Source organism: Bacillus cereus group sp. BfR-BA-01316 (assembly GCF_022664195.1).
GTDB lineage: Bacteria > Bacillota > Bacilli > Bacillales > Bacillaceae_G > Bacillus_A.
In genome coordinates this window covers 1-23,119 of sequence record NZ_JAKUGX010000034.1, presented here as the reverse complement: position 1 = coordinate 23,119, position 23,119 = coordinate 1, and the positions used below count along the sequence as shown (strand labels likewise).

Here is a 23,119-nt window from a genome sequence, read left to right as displayed (position 1 = left end):
CAATTCACACCTCTTTTTGCTTTTCTACATCTTATGTTTCATAAGGTAAATTGATTGGATATAAGAGAAGTAATATCACTTTTTATTGTTCTTCAGAAATTCATTATTTAGAAAGCCTTTTTATAATTCCTTTCTCCTTCCCTAAAAAGCTCTTTTCCTACTAGCTGTTTTTATTTCAATAACCTTTTATTTACATTATTTAAACTTACAATAATCAAGATGTTTAACTTCTAGCTAAATAATTAAAAAGACACTATGCTCTTTATACATAACGCCACTATTATTACCTACTTTTTCAGAATATCCTAAAATCTTTTACGTAAATAAAGCATTTTTTACTGTGATATGGCGAAAATAAAATAATGATTTATGGAAAATTATCATTCGAAACCTTCCGAGTTAATATTTTCGACTTTATTTTTTTTATTAATATTCGGGTTAAATTAAGGAAATATCTATACTCTTCCGTCTCTTTAAATACCATCCAAAAGATAAAATTCGGAATAATTAGGCACGAGATACTACGTATTACCATGTCCATAAATATATTTATATGAAAAATATAACCAATTAAATCCGTTGCTATAACAGAAAATACTACAAGCACTACAAACAAAATATATCTAAAAAAATATATTTTAACAGATCTTTCAAAAAACAATTTAAATATAATATAAGGATCATACCAAAAGTAAGTACATAATCTACTAATAACAGTCCCTAAAAACACTCCTGCTATTCCTATTTGTTTCGCAAGAATTATAGAAACTACAATATTTATAATTGCCGCTATAATAGGTCTATACTTCCCCTTTTTAAATAAACCTGTGGTTTCTCTAAAAATTGTAGTTGTATTTTGCATTCCTGAAGTGAAGAAATTAAGTAATATGGAAAATAATACATACTTATTAAATACATATTCCTCACTTAACCAGAGTGTTATAAATGGATTTATCAAATTCCAAAGGCAAACTGTACAAAATCCATATATCCAAAAATTTAAAAAGTTAATTACACGAAAAATAAAATATTTTTTTCTGCATTTTCTTTCACATTCAAATTTCCAACACTAGCAGTGATAGAATAAAAAAAATACCCTAATAAGGTATTTAATGTATTTAAGATCAACAGATAATTTGAATACACACCAACCCAAATAACTCCAATAAATTTCGATATAATTATATTATCAGTTGCATTAATTACTACACCACTAATTTTATATAGTAACAAGGAATATAAATTTTCGAAAAACTCTCTTCTGTCTACCTTAGATAATTTCGCATTATTTTTTTCTTTTAAAAATGGATATAATTTATTTGCCTTATTTGCAATATATACATTCTCAATTACTTTTAATGTTAATTGAGATAGTAGTACTACAATGTAATCACTAATAATTATTAATAAAACAATTTGTAATGCGTTAGATATAATTATGAACAAAGTGTGTATTTTAGAAATGATATAGTTACTTTGATCAGCAATAATAATAGATTGCTTATATACAAAATAATATGATGACACCGAACTTATTAAAAATAAGAGATAGATAATGTTAATGTCTTTAATCGTAGTATCTGCATTCATTAAATGATCAAGAAATGGCAATAGCGATAACCCTATTAATAAAACTACTACTCCTATTATTCTGTATGCTTTTTGATATAAATTCATTAATGCCTGTATTTTATAAATATCCTTCTCAGCTAATGGCCTATATAAACTATAAATTATAGCTGTATCAAATCCTAAATTAGCTAGTGAAAACATCAATAGTATACTTGTAAAAAGTCCATCCACACCTAAATATTCTATACCGAGTGTATAGATAAAAACAGTTCGAACAATAAATCCCATGCCAATACTAATTATTTGTCCAGACAAACCGAATAAAATATTTTTTAAGGAGTTTTGTATTCTCATCGTAATACCTTCTATATTTTAGTTGTTTTGCGTACCCACTCTACTAAATTTGGCACTAATTTTCCTCTTTAAAATAGGGAAAAACTTTGTTATCCTGTATTTTAATAACGCTTTCCTTCGTTGCGCCTTGAAATCATAATCTAGAAACCAATTTAGTAAATTTTCATCTGCAATACAATCACAATTTTGTTTCATTCGCACTGGGATTAAACCCCAATACATTTCAATGAATGTATTGGTAAAAAACTTCACCTCGCTATTTAAAGAAGTTTTAACGTACTGATAAAGATTACTTGGAATATTAAAACCATATTCACGAGGATCTCTCCCTTCAGCAATTATTCCCATAATTGTTCTTAAACATTTTTCACATTTACAACAATTTTCTTCATTTTTAAAACATACCCTGATATTAACAGGTTCTTTATTAGCTGAATAATGGTCCACAACAACTTTAATCTTTTCTTGCCTAGTAAGTTCGTATCCATCATGAAAGACTGTTCCAGATGCATATTTTATTTCATTATCCACAGTTGGATCAGATGCACAAGTAACTTGATATAATGGAGAATTAGAGCTTGCAATGTATATACATTTTATCTTAAGTTTAAAGGCTATTGGAATAGCTGCAGATATTATTGCTAGACCATGATGCAATCCATGCCACCATGTATCGTTTAACTTTTCTCTAAAATCATGGTCAATGTTCCCTGCAATTATAAAGGTCCCATAGTTAGATTGTATAAAAATATTTTCTAGTCCATTATCCTTTACAAAATTTATGGCATTTTCTTTATCTGCCTCCCATACTTTACTACCCTCTATTTCATTTTCATGCCATCCATATTCAGTAACTAGCAAGGGGTTTTTATCTTTTATTCTTATAAATGTAGTAAGTGCATCTAATCCCCCACTAAATAAAGATGCCGCTTCAAGTTCCGGAATGTAAACATTATCAATAATTTCTCCTACATCCACGGATCCTTTAAATTTCACACCAGGAAACATGTTTTGATATGCATTTTTTATATTATTTAAACAAATATAAAAAGATTTATCTAATTCACTTATTACCATTGTTGAATTAGTAATCCATACAAGAGGTACTACATTTGCAACAAACGGAATAGCTAAAATACTTAAGGGGATATCAGATACATCATAGTTATATTCAAGAAACATATGATTACTTGTCTTAAAATACTTTTGTAAATTCCCCTTAATACTAAAAAAATAATCAACTCTATTATTTCTTACGACAATTTTATCGAGAATTATACTATTCATTTGAGCCTCCTAATAAATCGCCATTTTTACCACAGTACATTTGTTAATTAGAGAACTGTTTTAACCATTGATTTACTACATCAAAATCCACCTGAACATCCGTTATAAATTCTGAGTTTATCATTTTTTCGAGATTATTTAAATCTTCTCTATCAATCAGATTTAAATTATACGTTTCACCCATCCCCTTAGCTCTTTCATCTATGGAGATAATTATTGCACGTTTTTTATGACGCATAGCAAATATACCGCCATGTAAACGCGCTCCAACATAATCAACGGCTTTATTTAGGATTTTTTCATACGCCTCTATAGTAGGAGGTATAATTTTTATGCCCTGTATACCTTCTAAAGATTTTAAATGTTCGAAATCATCGGCGTCTTGTATCCAAAAGTAGACATTTTCATAACTTTTGCTAAGTATATCTATCAATAATTGATCTTTTTCACGATCTTTAGAATGATGGGTTAGTGTAAAAACAACCGATTCCGATTTTCCACTTGGAATTCCCCTACAAAAATCATGCGTAAAAGACCACAAAGTTGCACAACCAGTATTTAGAGCTTTAAACCCCATTTCTTCTAAAAATTTTTTTGTTCTTTCATTTCTAACGCTATGTATATATTCATGTGATAAAACTTTTCTATATAACATTTTTGTATAGGGATTTATTTTATTCCCTTTTCCTGCACCAACTCCAACCAGAATACTCCCCTTTAAAGGTCCATAATTTAATATATTAATATTCCACTGTGGGAAATGAGTAAACATATCCATTGCTAGCAAATTCGAACCACCTACAAACTTATATTTCGCATCACTATAAATCTTTACCCTATTTGATTTTCTCGCTACTTGGTACCAATGAAAAGGTGAAACATGAGTGGGTAATGTTAAAACATATGCATTTTTAGTTATATCAGAAAGATGATGCTTTACACACTTCATTATTATATCGTCACCCTTGTTAAGAGAACCTACTGATGTATCTAATACTAAAACATTATCCATAAAAATAATTCCCCAAAGTATCTTTTATAAGTAGTAAAAGATTTTTAGTTTTATAACTTAATCTATTCTAATTCAATTAACCTATATATCTTTTCCATTTCTATTTCATTACCATAATTTTTTTGACTTACATTATTAACAATTTCATTTCTGAATTCAACATCATCAATCATTTTTTTTATTCCTTCGACAATTCCCTTTATACCCATTGGACAAATATATCCATCTACCCTGTTCTCCAACTGACTTTTGGCTGTTGAAAAATTAGTTATTAATACTGGTTTTTTAAGAATTTGCGCTTCCCGAACTGTTACTGCCTTCCCTTCGTATCTAGAAGGTTGTACATAAATATCACATACTTTTATGTACGGGTACGGATTAATCTTCTTACCTAGTAAAACAAATTTATCTTGAAGTCCTAGTTTATCTATCAACAATTTAAGTTCCGCTTCTTGAGGCCCATATCCAACTATGTACCACTCGATATCATACCCTTGATCTAATAGTTTTCTAAGCGCATATATAGCGTTATCAATTCCCTTAGCATGCGAAAGTCTAGCAACAGTAATTAACTTGATTCGCTCGCTATTTATTGGTATTTCCTGAGTAATATCTCCTTCATTAGATTGTCCGCGAACAAATTCAGAATCTATTATATTTTCTATTACTTGTACCTTTTTATTAATATAAGGCAGACTATTCAGGAATGTATCTCTACAACTTTCAGAAACTGCCACGATATCATCCATTTCCCTCCACATTTTACATTCCATTTCTTTGTTAAGTTGTATGTTCGAATAATCAGTATGAATCCACCCAATTTTTCTTTTCGCTCGAACTTTATCCCCTATAAAATAATGCGGCCATCAAAAACTTATCGCAACATCGTACTCTTCTCTCAACTTTGGAAGAAATGGAAGAGATATTCTCCATCCATATTGAATGACGAAGTATCCAGGTTCTTTACTATTTACATATCTTCCATGCATAACACCCATAACTTTTCCTATCATCCTAGTAATTCCAATTGAGAAATGCCCTTCTTGTAATATCTGCTTAATTGATTTTCTAAAAGTAGTATATTGTTGCAATTCTTCTAATAAATTCGGCTCTTTAGGTAGTAAAGAGAAAAATCCTCCTTCATGTTTAAATAACATTAAATCTATATCATACTTACTGTAATCAATTGTATTTAATAAACCAATCAAACTTCTTTCTACTCCACCAATTTCCATATCAAAAGATGTAATTAATATTCTTTTCTTTTTCATTATAGGATACCTCACAAAATCTATTATTGATTTCTCTTCCTCATTTTATATTAGTATTTTGCTGTTACGCTCAACAAATCTCCTTATACATCAGACATATAAAATGAAAACAAATTAGATTACCCTATTTCTTCCTTGCGCACAATTCCATATAACGATAGCCACTCGTAAATGTTATCGTTAATATCAAAGCCTAATTTCGATATATTGTTAATTATGAATTCCCTGTCAGGTCTTTCTTTTAACAAAGCTTTATAAATTTCTTTACACCATATTTCAATTTCTTCATCTAAGTCAACAAATGACATTATCCCTAACCCCATATCAGTATTATTAGGTAGCGTATCTGCTACAACACATGGTACACCTGCAGATTGCGCTTCTAAAGTTACAATACCAAACCCCTCAAACAAAGAAGGAAAAATAAAAACATCAAAACTCTTCATGAGTCGTGAAATATCCTTCCTAACCCCCAAAAATCTAATGTTTTCAAAAATCCCTAATTGCTTTGCTTTTAATTCAATAGAAATCCTTAACGAGCCATCTCCTACTAAAATAGCAACAAAATTTGAATCTCGTTTTAAAATTTTCTTTAAAACTTTTAGGATAAAAATATGATTCTTTGACTCTGAAAAACTTCCTATATGTCCTATTAATTTTGCTGCATTCGGTATATTAAGTTCCCTTCTTACGCTGACACTACTCCCAGCGTCTATATCAGTAAATTGATTAATATCTATACCGTTTTTAATTAGTTCTATCCTCTCACTATGAAGCATCCTTTCGCCAAATAAAAAACGTGCTGCTTCAACGCTGCACGCACAATAATTAGTTCCAGCATATTTAATAATAGATTGCAAAACCTTTAGGATAACTCTTGCTTTTATTCCAGAGTCTTGTGGCCAATTATTACTATGCGAATGACAAATTCTCTTTTTTATACCAGCTATTTTTGCCGCTACAGCAACGAAACCACCTTGATAATCCGTATGTGCATGTACAACTTCATATTGATTATCCGACATAATTTTTACAAGTTCTTTAACATAGGAAAAAGGTCCTATTTGTCCTAAACTAGGTACCTTATATATTCTCCCACCTAACGCCATTATTTCATCTTCATAATCATTTTTCTCATTTCGATGAGATACAAAATCAAACTGAAGCTGCCTCTTATCTGTTTTCCTATATATATTCATTAGTAACGTTTCAGCTCCCCCGCGATTCAGAGCGCTGACAATGTGTAAAACCTTCTTTTTATTTTTAGGTCTAAGCTTAGAATCTATCCCCATTTAACAATCCTCTCCCAGCATTTTGCACTTTATTATCAAAGTAGGTTGCTCTTATAGATAATTCCCAGAGTAATTACATGTTCATATACAAAATAAATAAAATAGCACACTAGAACTGCATAATAAATTAACTTTTGATCTTTATCTGTAAATGACTTCACAACCCAAGAAATTAATATTAACTGATACAATCCAAAATATATGGAGAATCTAGCAAATATCCAATTTTGTGTTGAAATAATCATAAAAACAAGACCTAATATAGACATATTTACAATATAATCACTTTCAGGGAATAACGCCCTCATTCTATCTTTCCCAAGGTAAGCCAGTATAATTGGCACTATATTCACAGCAACCCTAAGTATATTGGCACCACCTTCATGAAATTCCTTATATTGACCATATTGAGTATTTCCAATAGCCGAAAATAAAACTTCTGAAAACTGATTAAAGCCTATAACTACACATACTGCTAAAAAAAGAAGCAAATATGTCGTTCCTGACCAGGCTTTTTTTCTTACAAAAAAGTAGATTGGCATAAGAACTAATGCACTTGCATGAAATGTGGATGCGCATAATACAATTGCCATATATTTTTTCCATTTTCCTTCAAAAATATATTTTGTAGCAGCAAAAATAATTGCAGCAGCTAAATATTGCCTGATCCCATTCATTGATGTTAAATACATACCTGACGTAATATAAACATATAAACTCAATTCAATTAACCTTGAATATTTATATAGTGTTGCTATAATGAGTACATTTGTTATCAATGCTGTAGTAAAAACCATTACTTGAGGATCATCCGTATATTTTTTCAAAACCATTTGAAAAATATTAAAGCCCATGTCTTTGTTAGTTTGAACATACTCCCAATTAAAATCCGTTATTTTATATGCATGCATATAAAAATAAGTATCCCCAATATTATTCCGAAGCCCCGATACTAATATAAGGGATAGAGCGGCCATCAAAATTAGAAACTGATTTAGCTTTATCGGTATAAGACTATTAGTCACTGGTATAGCAAAATACCTTGCAAAAAATGCGAGTATGAATACTATAGCAAGATTCATCCAAAGTATAGTCATTATTATTTCCTCTCATTTACTTACTAATTAAATTTTTAAATGTTTACTTTCATTTTTGTTTTCATTTTAATGTAACTATAAAGGATAGCCCCAAATGGTAGCGCACACAGTGTTAGTCCTTTACATGGTGATTCTTGTATAAACTTTCTATTTCTTGCTATAAAACTACTAGATACATAATGTATAGCTTGCCTATACTTAAATAGTCGATTAGTAAATGGCAATTTCATAAGTTCCTTGCGATAAAAGGCAAAACCTTTTGGATTTTTATGATATTGATTTAGCATATTCATTGATGATCCATCAGCCATGTATTCCACATAACAAAGTGCCTCATTCATTAGTAACATCTCATACTGCTGATCTAACATATAATATTTATATGCTAATCCAACATATTTTTCATTTTTAAAAATTGGGTATCGATATTTCTTAGTCAATTCTGTGCGATAAACCAATTTTTTATCACCTGTGACACCATGTTTGTTGTAAAGATTAAACAACGTGGAGTATTTAAGGTTTTCTGGTAACTTTGAGCCAATTATTTGCCCATTTGTATACAAATCCAATCCAATTATCCCACTAACTTCATCATTCCCATATCTACTCCAAAAAGAAAGGATTTTTGTTACAGCATCATCTGGCATATAATCATCAGAATCAATACAAACATTTAACTCCGTATCAATCATTTCATATGCTGCATTATGAGCACTATGCATACCTTGATTACTTTGCCAATGATACCTAATTGTTATACATTCTTCATCAATCCAGCTATCAACCAATGTTTTTGTGTTATCACTAGATCCATCATCTATTATTAACCATACAAAATTCTTACATGTTTGACGTTTTAAACTCTCATAACAATTTGCAAGACAATACGCTCTATTATAGGTAGGGGTGAAAATCGTTAAATTCTCCAAATTACTCACCTCGAAAGTACGGAATAATAGTCTTGAGTTAATTCTGCCGTATGTTTTATATCGTAGCCTTTCTCTAAAAATACTTGAGCTGGTATTTCCCTCGGAAAATTACTAATTTCTATATTTTTCATTTTTTCTATCCAAGCCATTTTATCTGTTAGAGGAACATGTTCAACTAAATTCATCCCTAAATCCACTTCTTTCGTAATATTATCCGATATGATACAAGGTAAACCAACCCCTTGTGCTTCTACAAGTGTGACTGGTAATCCCTCATGAATAGATGGGAAAACAAACACATCAAATGCTTGAAGTATCTTTTCTATATCACTTCGTACCCCCAGAAACCTTATGTGATTCTCCATGTTCAAATCCCTTGCTTTTTTTTCAATTTCCAAGCGAAGCGGCCCTTCTCCAGCTAATAAAAGTATTGAATTTGGCCGAAATTGAGTTAACTGCGCAAATAAATCTATAAGATAGGTATGATTTTTTTGATAAGCGAATCTTCCGACATGACCTATAACAAGAGCGTCTTGTTCAATTTGTAATTCCTCTCTTACTTGTTTTCTTATTTCTGGACAGAACAAAAATCTATCACAATCAATTCCATTTTTTAAGATTCTAGCTGTATCGGCTTCATCTACAAATAACCATCTGGCAGCAGCATTCGAACATGCTAACAAATGTGTTGCACATGTGGCTATAGATTTTCCTGCATACCATTTATAGATTTTAGCCGCAGTACCACCTTCACTACTAGTATTATGACTATGCGCAATCCTAACTGGCACCCTTGCTTTTTTAGCTGAACGAAGTACAAATCCGCTCATTTTATCCATATGTGAATGAACGATTTTATATTGCGGATGAGAGCTAAAGAAAGTATCTAGCACCTTTATATAGCCTCTATGACCAACATCTGTAACATATGGAATTCTATGAGCTTTTCCGCCTAACTTTATTATTTCTTCATCAAATACACCCTCTTTACAAGTTAAAAAATCAAATTGTACTTTTGAGCGGTCTATATTACGATACAAATTCATAATTAAAGTTTCGGCTCCGCCTCTATTCATATTTACGACTACATGTAATACTCTCAATGGAGTGCCCAATTTAAATCCTCCATTTCATCCATATATGTTGTATAAATTTCTTGTTTCTCTTTCAATACTTCATTAACTGAATATTTACTTGTAATAATAGTACGTCCACACTGTCCAAACTGAGCTTTTAATTTAGTATTTTTAGAAATAGAATTTATTCTTTCAGACATCGTCTTTATATCATCACGATCTATAATCCAACCATTTTTATTACTAATAATTAGCTCCCTATGTCCCCGATTGTCAGTAGCGATAACCGGAAGTCCACAAGCCATAGCTTCCATAATATTAACTGGTAAACCTTCCCGGTAACTCGATGCAACAGCTAAGTCACACATCTGCAACAAAGAGGCTATATCATTTCTATAACCAAGAAAGTGAACCATATTACTCACGCCTAGTTGAGTCGCTATTTTTTTGCACTCTTCCATTAACGGTCCTTCGCCAGCAAGTAGAAGCTTTGCATGCGGAATTTCATTTTTCAACTGCGCCAATGATTGAATTAAGAAGCTTTGGTTTTTGTTCTTATTAAATTCGGCAGCATAAAACATTAAAAAATCTTTTGTCTTATAACCATTTTTAAGCCTTAATTGCTCTTTTTCACTTTCAGTAGCAGGAACATATCGTTCTATATCTACTCCTACACCATGAACGAGTTTAATATTTTTCACCTGAAACCGATGTCTTACCGCTAAATTGTAATCTTCTTGATTAATTGTTATGAGACAATCCGTAGTAGTAGCTAAACTTCTTTCAATTGGATAGTATAAAAGCCAATTTTTGAATGGTGATCCTTTACAAAAGTGAAATCCATGCGCTGTATATATAACCTTTGTCCCTTCCCTCCGTGCTTTACGAGTAGCTAAACGAGCAATTACTCCTCCCATAGGCGTATGACAATGAATGATATGATATTTATTTTGATGAATAATTGATTTTAGTTTTTTATATGCATGAAGGTTTTGTATGCTAAGAGGTGATCTTTGAATAGGAATATTATATTTTTGAGTTACATATGGAAGATGTATATCCCCATTCGCTGCAACATGTACTTCCCATCCTTGTTCTGAAAACCATTGCAAATACGGTAAATGAAAAGCCTTAAAATGATAATCCACAGTTGCACAAAACAGAACTTTTTTAGACACCATCCCACGCACCCGTCTTATATTAAATTTTTTCTATTAACCTGATACCGGTATTAATAGTTTTAAAGTTTTACGCTTATTCACTAAGTTTAACAATCGCTTTCTTAATTCTACTTCGTTTAAATCTGTATAATTTGAAATAAACTCTTCTATTTCTTCTATTCGAACATTCATTTCTTGTCCTACATAAATTCTTGGGTGAACTTGCTTCTCATTCATTTCATCTTCTTTTAGTAATTCTTCAAAAAGTTTCTCCCCTGGGCGTATACCAGTAAATTCTATTCCTATTTCATCCACGGAATTTCCGGATAATCGAATGAGATTTTTAGCGAGATCGACTATTTTTACTGGTTCTCCCATGTTCAGCACAAAAATCTCCCCACCTTCAGCTAACGCACCAGCTTGCACTACAAGTCTAGATGCCTCTGGAATTGTCATAAAATACCTAATCATATCCGGATGAGTAACTGTAACTGGTCCACCGTTTTGAATTTGCTTCTTAAACAAAGGAATAACACTGCCTCTACTTCCTAAGACATTCCCAAATCTTACAGTAACAAACTTTGTATGACTTATTTTATCTTTATGTTGAATTACCATCTCAGCTAATTTCTTTGTTGCTCCCATAACACTCGTCGGGTTCACCGCTTTATCAGATGAAATCATAACAAACGTTCCTACTCCAGTTGCTCTCGCTGCCTCTGCTACATTCATAGTTCCAATCAAATTATTTTTAACAGCCTCTTCAGGATTATTCTCCATTAGTGGTACATGTTTATGTGCAGCTGCATGATATACAACATTCGGAAGATGTTTACTCATAATTAAATGCATCTTCTTAGCATCTTGTATATCTGCGATTTCAGGAATAAATGTGCCTTTCATCTCTCTATATTTTTCGTTTAATTCCATTTCTATAGAATAAATACTGTTCTCCCCATGCCCTAGTAAAATCAACTTTTTCGGCTTAAATTTCGCAACTTGTCTACAAATTTCCGAACCAATGGATCCACCTGCACCAGTAACTAAAATGACTTTGTCAGTTATATAATCTGAAATAATATCCATATTAAGTTCTACAGGATCACGCCCTAATAAATCTTCTACTTGAACATCCCTGAATTCATTCACCGAAACTTTACCTGTTACTAAGTCTTCTAACATCGGAAGAATTTGAGTTTTCACCTGTGTTTTCAAACATTCTTTTAAAATAATATTTCGATTCCCTTTGCTTAGTGAAGGAATTGCTAAAATAACATTTTCAATATTCAGGTTTTTAACAACGTACTCAATTTGATTAATACCGCCAATTACTGGAATCCCCCAAATATCAAGATTATGTTTTTTTACATTATCATCAATAAATGCGACTGGCATTAATTCGGCAGTACTATTCTTTAACAACTGCCTTGCAACCATTGTCCCCGCTGAACCAGCACCAACAATTAAGGTTCTTTTTTTATCACCCTTTTTTACATAATAAGCATCTCTGTACATTCTCCAAATAAAACGTGAACCGCCAATTAATAAAATATGAATCATCCAAGTTACAACTAACAACCGAAAATACATTTTTGGCATTATTATTTGTTGCACAACTGCTGTAGTAATGATAGAAAATGTAACAACTTTGCATATAATGAGTAATTCTCCTATACTTGCATATTCCCAAGCTTTGTTATACAACTTATACATTAAAGCAAACAAATGATGACTGACTAATAAAGTGATAGAGCTAATAACTGATGATAAAGTGATAACACTAAAGCTAGCATTTACAAAGAAATAACTAAAAAAAATAGCACTTAACACAATCAGTGAATCCATTAAAAGTAATAACGATACCCTCCGCCGATACGTCATGTAACTTCCTCCTTTAATCAATTCCATACTTAACTCTTTCAAATTTAAAGTTTCTAACTATATTCTCTTTATTAAAAGCACATAGTTAGAAACCTTAATAAAACATGGGCATCTAACCCTCCCTCACATTACACTTTTGATGACCCGCATCTAAGGTTGTTTTCACAACCCACAGCATAATCGAGTGCCTCCGTTGATCGCGGTAAGGAGACCTCACCACATCGTAGTCCTTTAAAAAATTCTTTATAAAGAACATCTTCATATACGAATCTTAAATTTATTTTTCTAAAGTACATTTATATTATTCATACTTTATCATTCAAAATCGCACCTAACATCCTACTTTTCGTAAAACTTAAAGCCCTTTTCGTTTCAAGCGCATCTTCGCTCACAGTACGATTATATCGAATTACCAATAGCACCCCTTCACATTTATCAGCCAATACACTTGTATCCGTTACTTCTAGTACAGGAGAAGAATCAAATAATATGATGTCATATCGTTCCATCACCTTTTGAATTAACATATCCATTGCATCTGAGCTAAGTACTTCAGATGGATTGAATGGTATTGGACCGCTAGTTAATACATTAAGACTTTCCATCTCTGTTTTTTTTACAGCGCCTTCTAAATTTGTTTTTCCGTTCAATATGTCAGTTAATCCAATTTCATTTTCTACTCCAAACATTTCATGAATCGTTGGTTTTCGTAAATTTGCATCTATTACCAATACTTTTTCACCTTTTTGCGCTATTGAGACTGCTAAATTAACTGTAATCGTTGATTTTCCTTCACCATACCTCGGAGAAGTAATAACTATAGTTTTGCTTTTATGAATAGACGAAGATAATTGGAGGTTTGTTCGAAGCGAACGGTACTGCTCCGAAATTTTCGATCTTGGAGCTGTATAAGCAATTATACTTTCTCCTTTAACTTTATTTGTTTTTCGTCTATTTTTGTAAGCCACTCCGTTCCCTCCCCCAGTACCACTGTGTTTTTTTCACTAAATTTGTCTTTCACATTTTTCCTATTCGTTTTAGAAATCCCACCCAAAACAGGGACATCTAACAATTGTTCAATTCGTCGTTCTGATTTTATTCTCTCATCAAGTGAATCCAATAAAAAAATAAAACCGATACTGAGCACCATACCTATAGAGAATGCAATTAGTATCGTCTTAAAGTGATTTATATTTATAGGCATCGAATATTTTTGAACTGGGTCTTCCGGTAGTATACTCACATTATTAAAATTCAATATATTCGCTACTTCTCTCTTATAAACAGCAGCTGTAGTATTTGCAATTTTATGCGCAAGTACAGGATCCATGTCCACTACATTTATTCTCATAATCTGGGATCCTTGTACACTTTCTGTACTTATTTGCCCACTTAATGCACCTACAGATTTGTTAATATTCAATTCAGCAGCTACTTTTTCTAATATTACAGGCTCATTTACCATTGCTTTCAGTGTATTCATAGTTTCAGTGTTAGCTTGGACAATAACTCTTGCCGAGGAGGCATATAATGGCGTTTTTACATATATACTATAAATCGCTCCTCCTAACGTTGTGAAAGTTGTAAACAATAAAAGTATCCAAATTCTTTTTCGTATAATAGTAAATAGATTTTTCAAATTTATTTCCTTATCCATAACTTCCCTCCTCATTTAAAACCAATGAGCTTCAACTTGAAATTGGCATCGAAAACTTAAGAAAAAATAATATTTTCATTATTTTTAATATACAAAAATTTCTAGTTAATGCCATTTTAGTTCTTTATATAGAACGAGTCAACATAAATTATTTTCACTAAATTACTTCCTGATGGCGCTAAAAAAATTACGATAACATTCGAGTTTTTTCACTGTAAATAAATGACGAAAAAGCCCTAATACCGTAGTATTAGGGCTTTTTTCTCTCCTAGTATAGAGACATATATTGATCGCGTTCCCATTGGTGAACTTGCGTGCGGAAAATATCCCACTCAATTTCTTTCGCTTCGATGAAGTGCTCAAGTAAATGCTCTCCTAGTGCACCACATACGATTTCATTAGATTGTAACGTAACTAATGCTTGCGCTAATGTTGCTGGTAAATCAACGATACCTGCTTCTTCACGCTCTTCTTTTGTCATTACGTAGATGTTACGGTCTACTGCAGCTGGTGGAGTTAATTTGTTTTTAATTCCATCAAGACCTGCTGCTAATAATGTAGCCATTACTAAATACGGGTTTGCAGCTGGGTCAACACTACGTACTTCTACGCGTGTACTTATACCACGAGATGCCGGGATACGTACTAACGGGCTACGATTTTGTGCAGACCATGCTACGTAACATGGAGCTTCATATCCAGGTACTAAACGTTTGTACGAGTTTACAGTTGGGTTTGCTACCGCTGTAAATGCTGGTGCATGTTTTAAAATACCTGCGATGAAATGACGAGCATCATCACTTAATTGTAAATCACCGTTTTGATCGAAGAACACGTTCTCACCATTTTTAAATAGTGATAAGTTACAGTGCATACCTGAACCGTTCACACCGTATAATGGTTTCGGCATAAATGTTGCGTGTAAACCATGTTTACGAGCAATCGTTCTTACAACAAGCTTGAATGTTTGAATGTCATCACATGAGCGAATTGCATTTGCATATTTAAAGTCAATTTCATGTTGACCTGGTGCAACCTCATGGTGAGATGCTTCAATTTCAAAGCCCATTTCTTCAAGTTCAAGAACGATATCACGACGACAGTTTTCCCCTAGATCCATCGGCGCAAGGTCGAAGTATCCACCGTTATCGTTTAATTCTAATGTTGGATTTCCTTTTTCATCAACTTTAAATAGGAAGAATTCTGGCTCTGGTCCAAGATTGAAATCTGAGAATCCTAATGCTTCCATTTCTTTTAACACACGCTTTAAGTTGTTACGTGGGTCGCCATCAAATGGCGTACCATCAGCATTGTAAATATCACAGATTAAACGAGCTACTTTACCTTTTTCAGCTGTCCAAGGGAAAATTACCCAAGTATCTAAATCCGGATATAAATACATATCAGATTCTTCAATACGTACAAAACCTTCAATAGAAGATCCATCAAACATCATTTTGTTATCAAGAGCTTTTGTTAATTGGCTCACTGGAATTTCTACGTTTTTAATTACTCCTAAAAGGTCTGTGAATTGCAGACGGATATACTTTACATTCTCTTCTTTCGCCAAACGGAAAATATCTTCTTTTGTGTACCTAGCCATTATAAATTCCTCCTTAGTCCCTCTAAACACCTTCAGAATCAGTTATCTTTAGTGAAAAAATCTTGAAATATCACCTTGCCGCAATGAAGTTCGATTAAATCTACCTGTATGCTGTAGTTCATCTCGAAGAATTTTGCGAAGCTCGGATTTTGAAATTTCTTTCGTTTCTTCTTTTACTTTCACTGCTTCTGTTTGATTTTCTTTCATTTGCAATACTTGTTTAATTCCGGCCATATTTAAGCCTTGATCTAACAAATCTTTAATTTCTAACAATTTATCTACATCGTTAAATGAAAATAATCTACGATTCCCTTTTGTACGGGTTGGAAAAATAAGATTATGCTCTTCATAGTAGCGAATTTGACGTGCAGATAATTGTGTTAAATCCATTACAATACCAATAGGAAACAGCGGAGCAGAACGTCTATCTTCTTTCATCATTTCAGTTCCTCCTTCGCCTTAACTGCTTCCCATTTTATATTATGTTATGTTTCATGTCAATAGATGTTAGCTTTTCTTACATGATTTTTTTTAAAAAAATTCCACTCTTTTTTCTAATGGTAAAAATCATTGCTTTCACACGAAAAAAAGCTGTCGAAATCGACAGCTTCCCCTTAAGAAATTGTTAATAGATTTTTTTCAATTAACGCATCAATTGCAGAACAAATTGCAATCTTCACATGAGAATACGTCAATCCACCTTGTACGTATGCAACATAAGGAGGACGAATCGGACCATCCGCAGATAATTCGATACTTGCACCTTGAATAAACGTCCCTGCAGCCATAATTACATCATCTTCATAACCTGGCATATAGTTTGCATATGGAGTGAAATGAGAATTAATTGGAGATGCATATTGAATCGCTTGACAGAATGCAATCATACGATTTTTATCATCAAACTGAACAGATTGAATTAAATCCGTTCTTGACGCATTCCACGCTGGTGATGTATTCATTCCTAACTTCTCTAAAAATGCCGCTGTAAAAATCGCACCTTTTAGCGCTTGCCCCGCCACATGCGGCGCTAAGAAGAAACCTTGATACATTTCTTGCAGACTGTATAAAGATGCCCCTGCTTCCGCACCAATCCCCGGAGATGTTAGACGATATGCACATGCTTCAACATACTGTTCTTTACCTACAATGTAACCACCAGTTTTAACAATTCCCCCGCCAGGATTCTTAATAAGAGAACCTGCCATTAAGTCCGCACCAACATGACACGGCTCTTGTTCTTCAATAAACTCGCCATAGCAGTTATCTACAAATACAACAACATCAGGCTTAATTTCTTTAACAAACGCGATCATCTCTTTAATTTGTGAAACGGTAAACGACGGACGAGTAGCATATCCTTTCGAACGCTGAATACCAACCATCTTCGTATTACTATGGATCGCAGCTGCAACAGCTTCAAAGTCAACAAGCCCCGCTCCAGTTAGCGGAACCGCGTTATATCCGATATTATATTCTCTAAAAGAACCTACACCTTTCCCGCGCACACCAACGATTTCTTCTAGCGTATCATACGGTTTCCCCGTTATGTATAGTAACTCATCTCCCGGACGTAAAATACCAAATAAAGCTGTTGAAATTGCATGAGTACCCGAAATAATTTGAGGACGAACAAGGCCCGCTTCCGCTCCAAATACATCCGCATACACCTTCTCTAACGTGTCACGACCAATATCATCATACCCATAACCTGTCGTCGGAATAAAATGCGAATCACTAATTTTATGTTTACGAAAACTTTCTAGCACACGAAATTGATTACTCTCAATTACTTCATCCACACGTTTATGCACTTCTACAACTTGACTTTCTACTTCTTTTACGATTGGAGCAATTTTTTCTCCATTTTTCAAACGATCAAACATTATTATTTTCTCCTTCTTCCACTAAAAATCTCTTTAATTGCCCATTAAGCGATGAATGAGCAAATATATATCCTGTACAATCATATACAAATTTATCTTCTAGAAACTCCATTTTAGTTAATAACGTTTCCGTCTTTAAAAGCGTTAACAACCTACCTTCACCCGGAGGAATTTCCACTTGATAATCATCCATTTCTTCCTTCATCTTCATTTCTATCGCTTCTTTTATACGCAGTAAATCACTTTCTTCAAAAGCACTAGTCATTAAGAAATCACTTTTCGGAAATGGAATGAAGTTTTGATGCAATTTATCTTTTTTATTATATAACGTAATAATAGGAATATGATTAACTTCAAGGTCTGACAATAATTGTTTTACCGTCTGCTCATGCCCTACATAATTAGGATCTGCCGAATCAACAACATGTAAAATAACATCCGCTTCACCAGCTTCTTCTAACGTAGATCGAAAAGCAGCGATTAGTGACGTAGGTAAATCTTGTATAAAACCAACCGTATCAGTCAAAAGCACTGTATAACCAGAAGGTAACGGCATCTTTCTTGTCGTCGGATCTAGCGTTGCAAACAATAAATTTTCTTCAAACGTATCAGCTTCCGTTAATCTATTAAACAACGTAGATTTCCCTGCATTTGTATACCCAATTAACGAAACTTGAAACACTTTATTATCTTTCCTTCTCTCACGATATCTTTTTCGATGTTCTACAACAACCGCAAGTTGCTTCTTTATTTCATCAATACGTGATCGAATATGACGACGGTCCGTTTCAAGCTTCGTCTCTCCCGGTCCTCTTGTACCAATTCCACCACCAAGACGTGATAAAGACAAACCTTGCCCCATAAGGCGCGGCATTGTATATTGCAACTGAGCTAGCTCTACTTGAAGCTTACCCTCTCTTGATTTCGCACGTTGCGCAAAGATATCTAGTATTAACTGCGTTCGGTCAATCACTCTCGCATCTAATACTGAAGATAAGTTCCGAATTTGGCTTGGCGTTAACTCGTTGTTAAAAATAATAACAGCTGGTTCTAATTCTTCAGTTAACAGCGTAAGCTCTTCAAGTTTACCTTTTCCTATATAAGTCGCAGGATGAAACTTCGGGCGCTTTTGCGTCGTTGATACTAACACTTCCGCTCGCGCAGTCTTTGCTAGCGATACAAGCTCTTTCATGGAATGCATAAATTTTTCATCATCATCTTGCGACAATTGGCAGCCAACTAATATGACTTTTTCTTTTTCTTCCATCAAATATGTTCACTCATCCTTTTCGAAATTTAAACCTTCTAATATAATAGCAGAGGAAGCATATTTCATCTAGTTAGCGGGGGAGAAAATTCATGGCATGGGAGATTTTTAGCATCATAGGCACAATCGCCTTCGCACTAAGCGGAGCCATTGTTGCAATGGAAGAAGATTATGATATTTTCGGGGTATATATTTTAGGAATGGCAACCGCATTTGGGGGAGGTGCCCTTCGTAATTTATTAATCGGTTATCCAATCGTCGCATTTTGGCAACAAGACATGTTATTCCAAATCGCACTATTATCAATGACGATTATTTTTCTTTTTCCAAATAAATTAATTAGACATTGGAAAAAGTGGGAAAACATCACGGACGCCATCGGTTTATCAGCATTCGCTGTACAAGGAGCACTATATGCTCAAAAACTGGATTTACCAATTAGCGCTACAATCGTAGCTGCAGTTTTAACAGGCATCGGCGGCGGTATTATTCGCGACCTTTTAGCTCGCAGAAAGCCTCTTGTCCTCCGATCTGAAGTATATGCGTTTTGGACGATTTTAGCAGGTTTCTTAATTGGCGCTAAAATTATCGTTAGCGATTGGGCTCTATACACCTTATTCATTTTAATTGTTTGCTTCCGCATGATTTCTATTCATTACAAATGGCATTTACCGCATAGACGTATCGATACAAAGGAACGTTCAATGCATAAATAGCACTCTAACCTCTTTACATATCGTAAAGAGGTTTTTCTTTTCTAACGAGTTTTTCTTTACATAATGTTTATACTAATTTTTAAAGCGAGGTGAATACAAATGACAAACCATGTTAATAAAGGCGCTCAAAAAAGCTCAGTAGACCAAATTACACACGATCCTAATTCAGCACACGAAAAAAGCGCTAAAATGGAACGCTTCCATAAATCTTACCAAGAAAAAGCGAAAAAAGAGTAACGTACTTATACATCAAAAAACAGACGCACAGTTTACGTACTGTGCGTCTCCTCTTCAAGCATCAAATCCATACTTGATATCCCAATTAAATCATATTTATCATACGTATCCTCTTGTAACAATCGCATAGCTTGTGTGCGAATTGATTTTTCAACAATATTCCGTACGTATCGCCCATTACTAAACGATGTAATTTGTGACGAATACTTTACCGTGTGTAAATGATCTCTAAATTTCCACTCTGCTTCTTTCGACAACTGATATTCACGCTCTTCATACATTCTCTTTCCAATTTCCAACAACTGATTTACCGAGTAATCCGCAAATTCAATAATAAACGGAAAACGAGATTGTAATCCTGGATTTAATGAAAGAAAATGATTCATCTCTCTTGAATATCCAGCTAAAATTAATACAAAACCGTGCTGCTTATCTTCCATATGCTTCACAAGTGTATCAATAGCTTCCTTCCCAAAATCCTTCTCTCCACCCCGTGCTAATGAATACGCCTCATCAATAAATAAAATCCCTCCCATAGCCTTCTTTATTAAATCTCTTGTCTTTTGTGCTGTATGACCGATATACTCACCTACAAGATCAGCACGTTCAGCTTCAACTAAATGCCCCTTCGATAAAATATTCATCTCAAACAACAATTTCCCTATCATTCTAGCAACGGTTGTCTTCCCAGTACCGGGATTCCCCCTAAATAACATGTGAAGCACTTGCTTCTCAGACTTCAACCCCACCTCTTGCCTTTTTTTATTTACATAAATCCAAGCATAAATTTCTTTTATTATCTTTTTTATATCATCCATCCCAACAAGTTTTCCCATCTCTTCTTCAATTCTCTGCAACATCTCATGTTTAGTAGTGGTTTCACTTGAAATTACCGTTTTATTTTCTGATGCCGGTAACGAAATTTTCTTTCGATGGTTTAATACAATATTAATTTGATTATTATTTTTCTTACGCATCGATTGTTCCATACAATCACCTCATTTTATCCACTCACCAAATATTATTATTCCAGTCCCTCTTGCAAATGCCTATTTTCAGAAAAGTTTGCTATAATATAAGAAAGAATTAAGGTGGTGGGACTATGGAAACAACGGAATTCCATGATACAATACAAGCCTTTTCTATTTTTTTATTGAATAAAGGCCGAAAGTCTTCGACTATTAAACGTTATGTTTATGACATTGAAGATTTTGGACATTGGTTAGAAAAAAACAAAAAGCTCCCTTCCAGTAATATATGGGCTACACTTTGTACAAAAGACTATGAAAATTACTTTTCCGACTTAAAAAAGAATCGACACTACTCAGAAAAAACGATGCATCGTGTATTTATTGTACTAAATAGAATGTATCACTTTCTAAACATTCCTAATCCATTGAAAAATATGGAAATTGTCATCCAACCAGACCGTGCATTACGCAATGAAGATTTTATTTCATCCGATGAAGAAAAAAGATTAAAACATATAGTCTCTTCATTGGAAGGGCTCTCAGAAAAACAACTTCCTGTTCGACCATTATTAATGGATCGTAATATTGCTATTTTAAGTCTACTAATCGACTACGGACTATCCTTACAAGAACTTACATCGTTAACTATGCATCATGTTCATTTCGAAACTAATACATTGTCTATTCCAGCAACCGCAGGAGTAGAAAGAACAATCACATTAGCAACCGAAGACAAAAAACAACTGTACACATATTATAAAAGTATTCCAGAACCAGTTCGTCCTAAATACCATAGTAATGACCCGTTGTTTGTTGCATTCGATTTTAACCGTGGAACATACAGATGGGTATACGAAAATGATGCACCAAAGGCATTAACAGAAATTGCTATTCAAAAAATGATCCGACTTGAAGTAGCAAGAGCAAATTTACGTAAAGGCATTTCTGGCCAACATTTTCGGAACACCTTTATTTTACGCCTAATAAAAAAACAAACCCCGGAACCAGAGATCATAAAATTAGTTGGCTTCAAATCAAAAATTTCACTAAAACGATATTATAAATACGAAGAAAATAGAAAAAACGCCTTAAAATAAGGCGTTTTTTCTATTTTTTTTCGAAACAATCAATTTTACTATGACCATTTAACTATTCCCTGCATCTACTATGATGAGTGTTGTTCACATTCTCATTAGAAAGGAGAGATTTAATGTCTCGCTTTAACGACAATCAAGATAACTTCTCCAAACCATGCTTTCCAGGTAGTGCCGGACGAATTCCAACTACCCCAACGATCCCAATTACTAAAGCACAATTTAGAACATTCCGCGCAATTATTACCGATTTAATAAGAATAATCCCAAAAATTTTCGCCGATCCATCCAAAAAAAATATTGAAGATTTAATAGATACATTGAACCTACTAAGCAAATTCATCTGTTCACTAGACGCTACTTCCTCCCTGAAAGCACAAGGATTAGCCATCATTAAAAACTTAATAACTATATTAAGAAATAAGACCTTCGTAGCAAGCGCTGTATTTATTGAACTTCAAAGCTTAATTAATTATTTACTATACATTACAAAACTATTCCGAATTGATCACTGCACACTTCAAGAGCTTCTTAAACTAATTGCCGAATTACAAACCACCCTAGTTAATTCTGCTTCGTTCGGCAGAGGACCTACTGGACCTCAAGGTAATACGGGCGCTACTGGCTCTACCGGACCTCAAGGCAACACTGGTGCCACTGGCTCTACCGGACCTCAAGGTAACACGGGCGCTACTGGTTCTACTGGACCTCAAGGCAACACTGGTGCCACTGGCTCTACCGGACCTCAAGGTAATAC

19 protein-coding genes and 2 pseudogenes are annotated in these 23,119 nt (G+C 33.5%); 4 read left to right on the top strand and 17 right to left on the bottom strand.

The annotated features are described in order from the left end of the window. Positions 1-367: 367 nt before the first annotated feature. The 16 genes and pseudogenes from MR071_RS20970 to hflX form a co-directional block, all read right to left on the bottom strand. Positions 368-1,926: pseudogene (locus MR071_RS20970) on the bottom strand (lipopolysaccharide biosynthesis protein). Between the two features lie 18 nt (positions 1,927-1,944). Next, the gene (locus MR071_RS20965) at positions 1,945-3,213 is read right to left on the bottom strand and encodes a peptidase (protein ID WP_242237830.1); all 1,269 of its coding nucleotides are present in this window, start codon (positions 3,211-3,213) and stop codon (positions 1,945-1,947) included. Positions 3,214-3,256: 43 nt separating this feature from the next. Then, positions 3,257-4,225 carry a polysaccharide pyruvyl transferase family protein gene (locus MR071_RS20960; protein WP_105585347.1) on the bottom strand — a complete coding sequence of 323 codons (969 nt, stop codon included), beginning with the start codon at positions 4,223-4,225 and terminating at the stop codon, positions 3,257-3,259. A gap of 62 nt (positions 4,226-4,287) precedes the next feature. Next, positions 4,288-5,496: pseudogene (locus MR071_RS20955) on the bottom strand (glycosyltransferase). 119 nt (positions 5,497-5,615) lie between these two features. Next, positions 5,616-6,788 (bottom strand): glycosyltransferase family 1 protein, encoded by a 1,173-nt coding sequence (locus MR071_RS20950; RefSeq protein ID WP_242237827.1) that lies wholly within the window; start codon positions 6,786-6,788, stop codon positions 5,616-5,618. 35 nt (positions 6,789-6,823) lie between these two features. Next, positions 6,824-7,885, bottom strand: a complete 1,062-nt coding sequence (locus MR071_RS20945; RefSeq protein ID WP_105585349.1) for an EpsG family protein — start codon at positions 7,883-7,885, stop codon at positions 6,824-6,826. A 35-nt stretch (positions 7,886-7,920) separates the two neighbouring features. Next, positions 7,921-8,814, bottom strand: coding sequence for a glycosyltransferase family 2 protein (locus MR071_RS20940; protein ID WP_105585350.1), 894 nt, complete (start codon positions 8,812-8,814; stop codon positions 7,921-7,923). Between the two features lie 5 nt (positions 8,815-8,819). Beyond that, entirely contained in the window at positions 8,820-9,929 is a 1,110-nt protein-coding gene (locus tag MR071_RS20935; RefSeq protein WP_242237825.1) for a glycosyltransferase family 1 protein, read from the bottom strand. Next, complete coding sequence (locus MR071_RS20930; protein WP_105585351.1) at positions 9,914-11,071, bottom strand: glycosyltransferase family 4 protein; 1,158 nt, start codon at positions 11,069-11,071, stop codon at positions 9,914-9,916. The genes MR071_RS20935 and MR071_RS20930 overlap by 16 nt, the downstream gene beginning before the upstream one ends. A 33-nt stretch (positions 11,072-11,104) precedes the next feature. Next, positions 11,105-12,931, bottom strand: coding sequence for a polysaccharide biosynthesis protein (locus MR071_RS20925; protein WP_242237821.1), 1,827 nt, complete (start codon positions 12,929-12,931; stop codon positions 11,105-11,107). Positions 12,932-13,236: 305 nt separating this feature from the next. After that, positions 13,237-13,899, bottom strand: coding sequence for a CpsD/CapB family tyrosine-protein kinase (locus tag MR071_RS20920; protein ID WP_105585353.1), 663 nt, complete (start codon positions 13,897-13,899; stop codon positions 13,237-13,239). Then, positions 13,848-14,588: a YveK family protein gene (locus MR071_RS20915; protein ID WP_105585354.1), complete on the bottom strand. Its 741-nt coding sequence runs from the start codon at positions 14,586-14,588 to the stop codon at positions 13,848-13,850. The genes MR071_RS20920 and MR071_RS20915 overlap by 52 nt, the downstream gene beginning before the upstream one ends. Positions 14,589-14,856: 268 nt before the next feature. Beyond that, positions 14,857-16,191: a type I glutamate--ammonia ligase gene (gene glnA / locus MR071_RS20910; RefSeq protein ID WP_002146212.1), complete on the bottom strand. Its 1,335-nt coding sequence runs from the start codon at positions 16,189-16,191 to the stop codon at positions 14,857-14,859. A gap of 48 nt (positions 16,192-16,239) precedes the next feature. Beyond that, on the bottom strand, positions 16,240-16,629 hold the full coding sequence (gene glnR / locus MR071_RS20905; RefSeq protein ID WP_002014475.1) for a transcriptional repressor GlnR: 390 nt from the start codon (positions 16,627-16,629) through the stop codon (positions 16,240-16,242). A 176-nt stretch (positions 16,630-16,805) separates the two neighbouring features. Continuing rightward, complete coding sequence (locus tag MR071_RS20900) at positions 16,806-18,077, bottom strand: methionine gamma-lyase family protein (RefSeq protein WP_105585355.1); 1,272 nt, start codon at positions 18,075-18,077, stop codon at positions 16,806-16,808. Further along, entirely contained in the window at positions 18,070-19,344 is a 1,275-nt protein-coding gene (gene hflX, locus MR071_RS20895) for a GTPase HflX (protein WP_142395804.1), read from the bottom strand. Before hflX ends, MR071_RS20900 begins: the two co-directional genes overlap by 8 nt. Before the next feature lie 92 nt (positions 19,345-19,436). On the opposite strand from hflX, the gene MR071_RS20890 reads away from it, so the two are divergent. Together MR071_RS20890 and MR071_RS20885 are read left to right on the top strand one after the other, a co-directional pair. Beyond that, positions 19,437-20,060, top strand: a complete 624-nt coding sequence (locus tag MR071_RS20890) for a trimeric intracellular cation channel family protein (protein ID WP_105585357.1) — start codon at positions 19,437-19,439, stop codon at positions 20,058-20,060. 99 nt (positions 20,061-20,159) lie between these two features. Next, positions 20,160-20,297, top strand: a complete 138-nt coding sequence (locus MR071_RS20885) for a hypothetical protein (protein ID WP_002111258.1) — start codon at positions 20,160-20,162, stop codon at positions 20,295-20,297. A 32-nt stretch (positions 20,298-20,329) separates the two neighbouring features. Here MR071_RS20885 and spoVK read toward each other — a convergent pair whose 3' ends face one another. Continuing rightward, positions 20,330-21,286 (bottom strand): stage V sporulation protein K, encoded by a 957-nt coding sequence (gene spoVK, locus MR071_RS20880; RefSeq protein WP_242237818.1) that lies wholly within the window; start codon positions 21,284-21,286, stop codon positions 20,330-20,332. Between the two features lie 113 nt (positions 21,287-21,399). Here spoVK and MR071_RS20875 point away from each other — a divergent pair, with 113 nt between their 5' ends. Together MR071_RS20875 and MR071_RS20870 are read left to right on the top strand one after the other, a co-directional pair. Next, positions 21,400-22,365, top strand: a complete 966-nt coding sequence (locus MR071_RS20875; protein WP_242237816.1) for a tyrosine-type recombinase/integrase — start codon at positions 21,400-21,402, stop codon at positions 22,363-22,365. Between the two features lie 113 nt (positions 22,366-22,478). Continuing rightward, positions 22,479-23,119: collagen-like protein (locus MR071_RS20870; RefSeq protein WP_242237814.1), on the top strand; the 641-nt coding region annotated here is incomplete at its 3' end.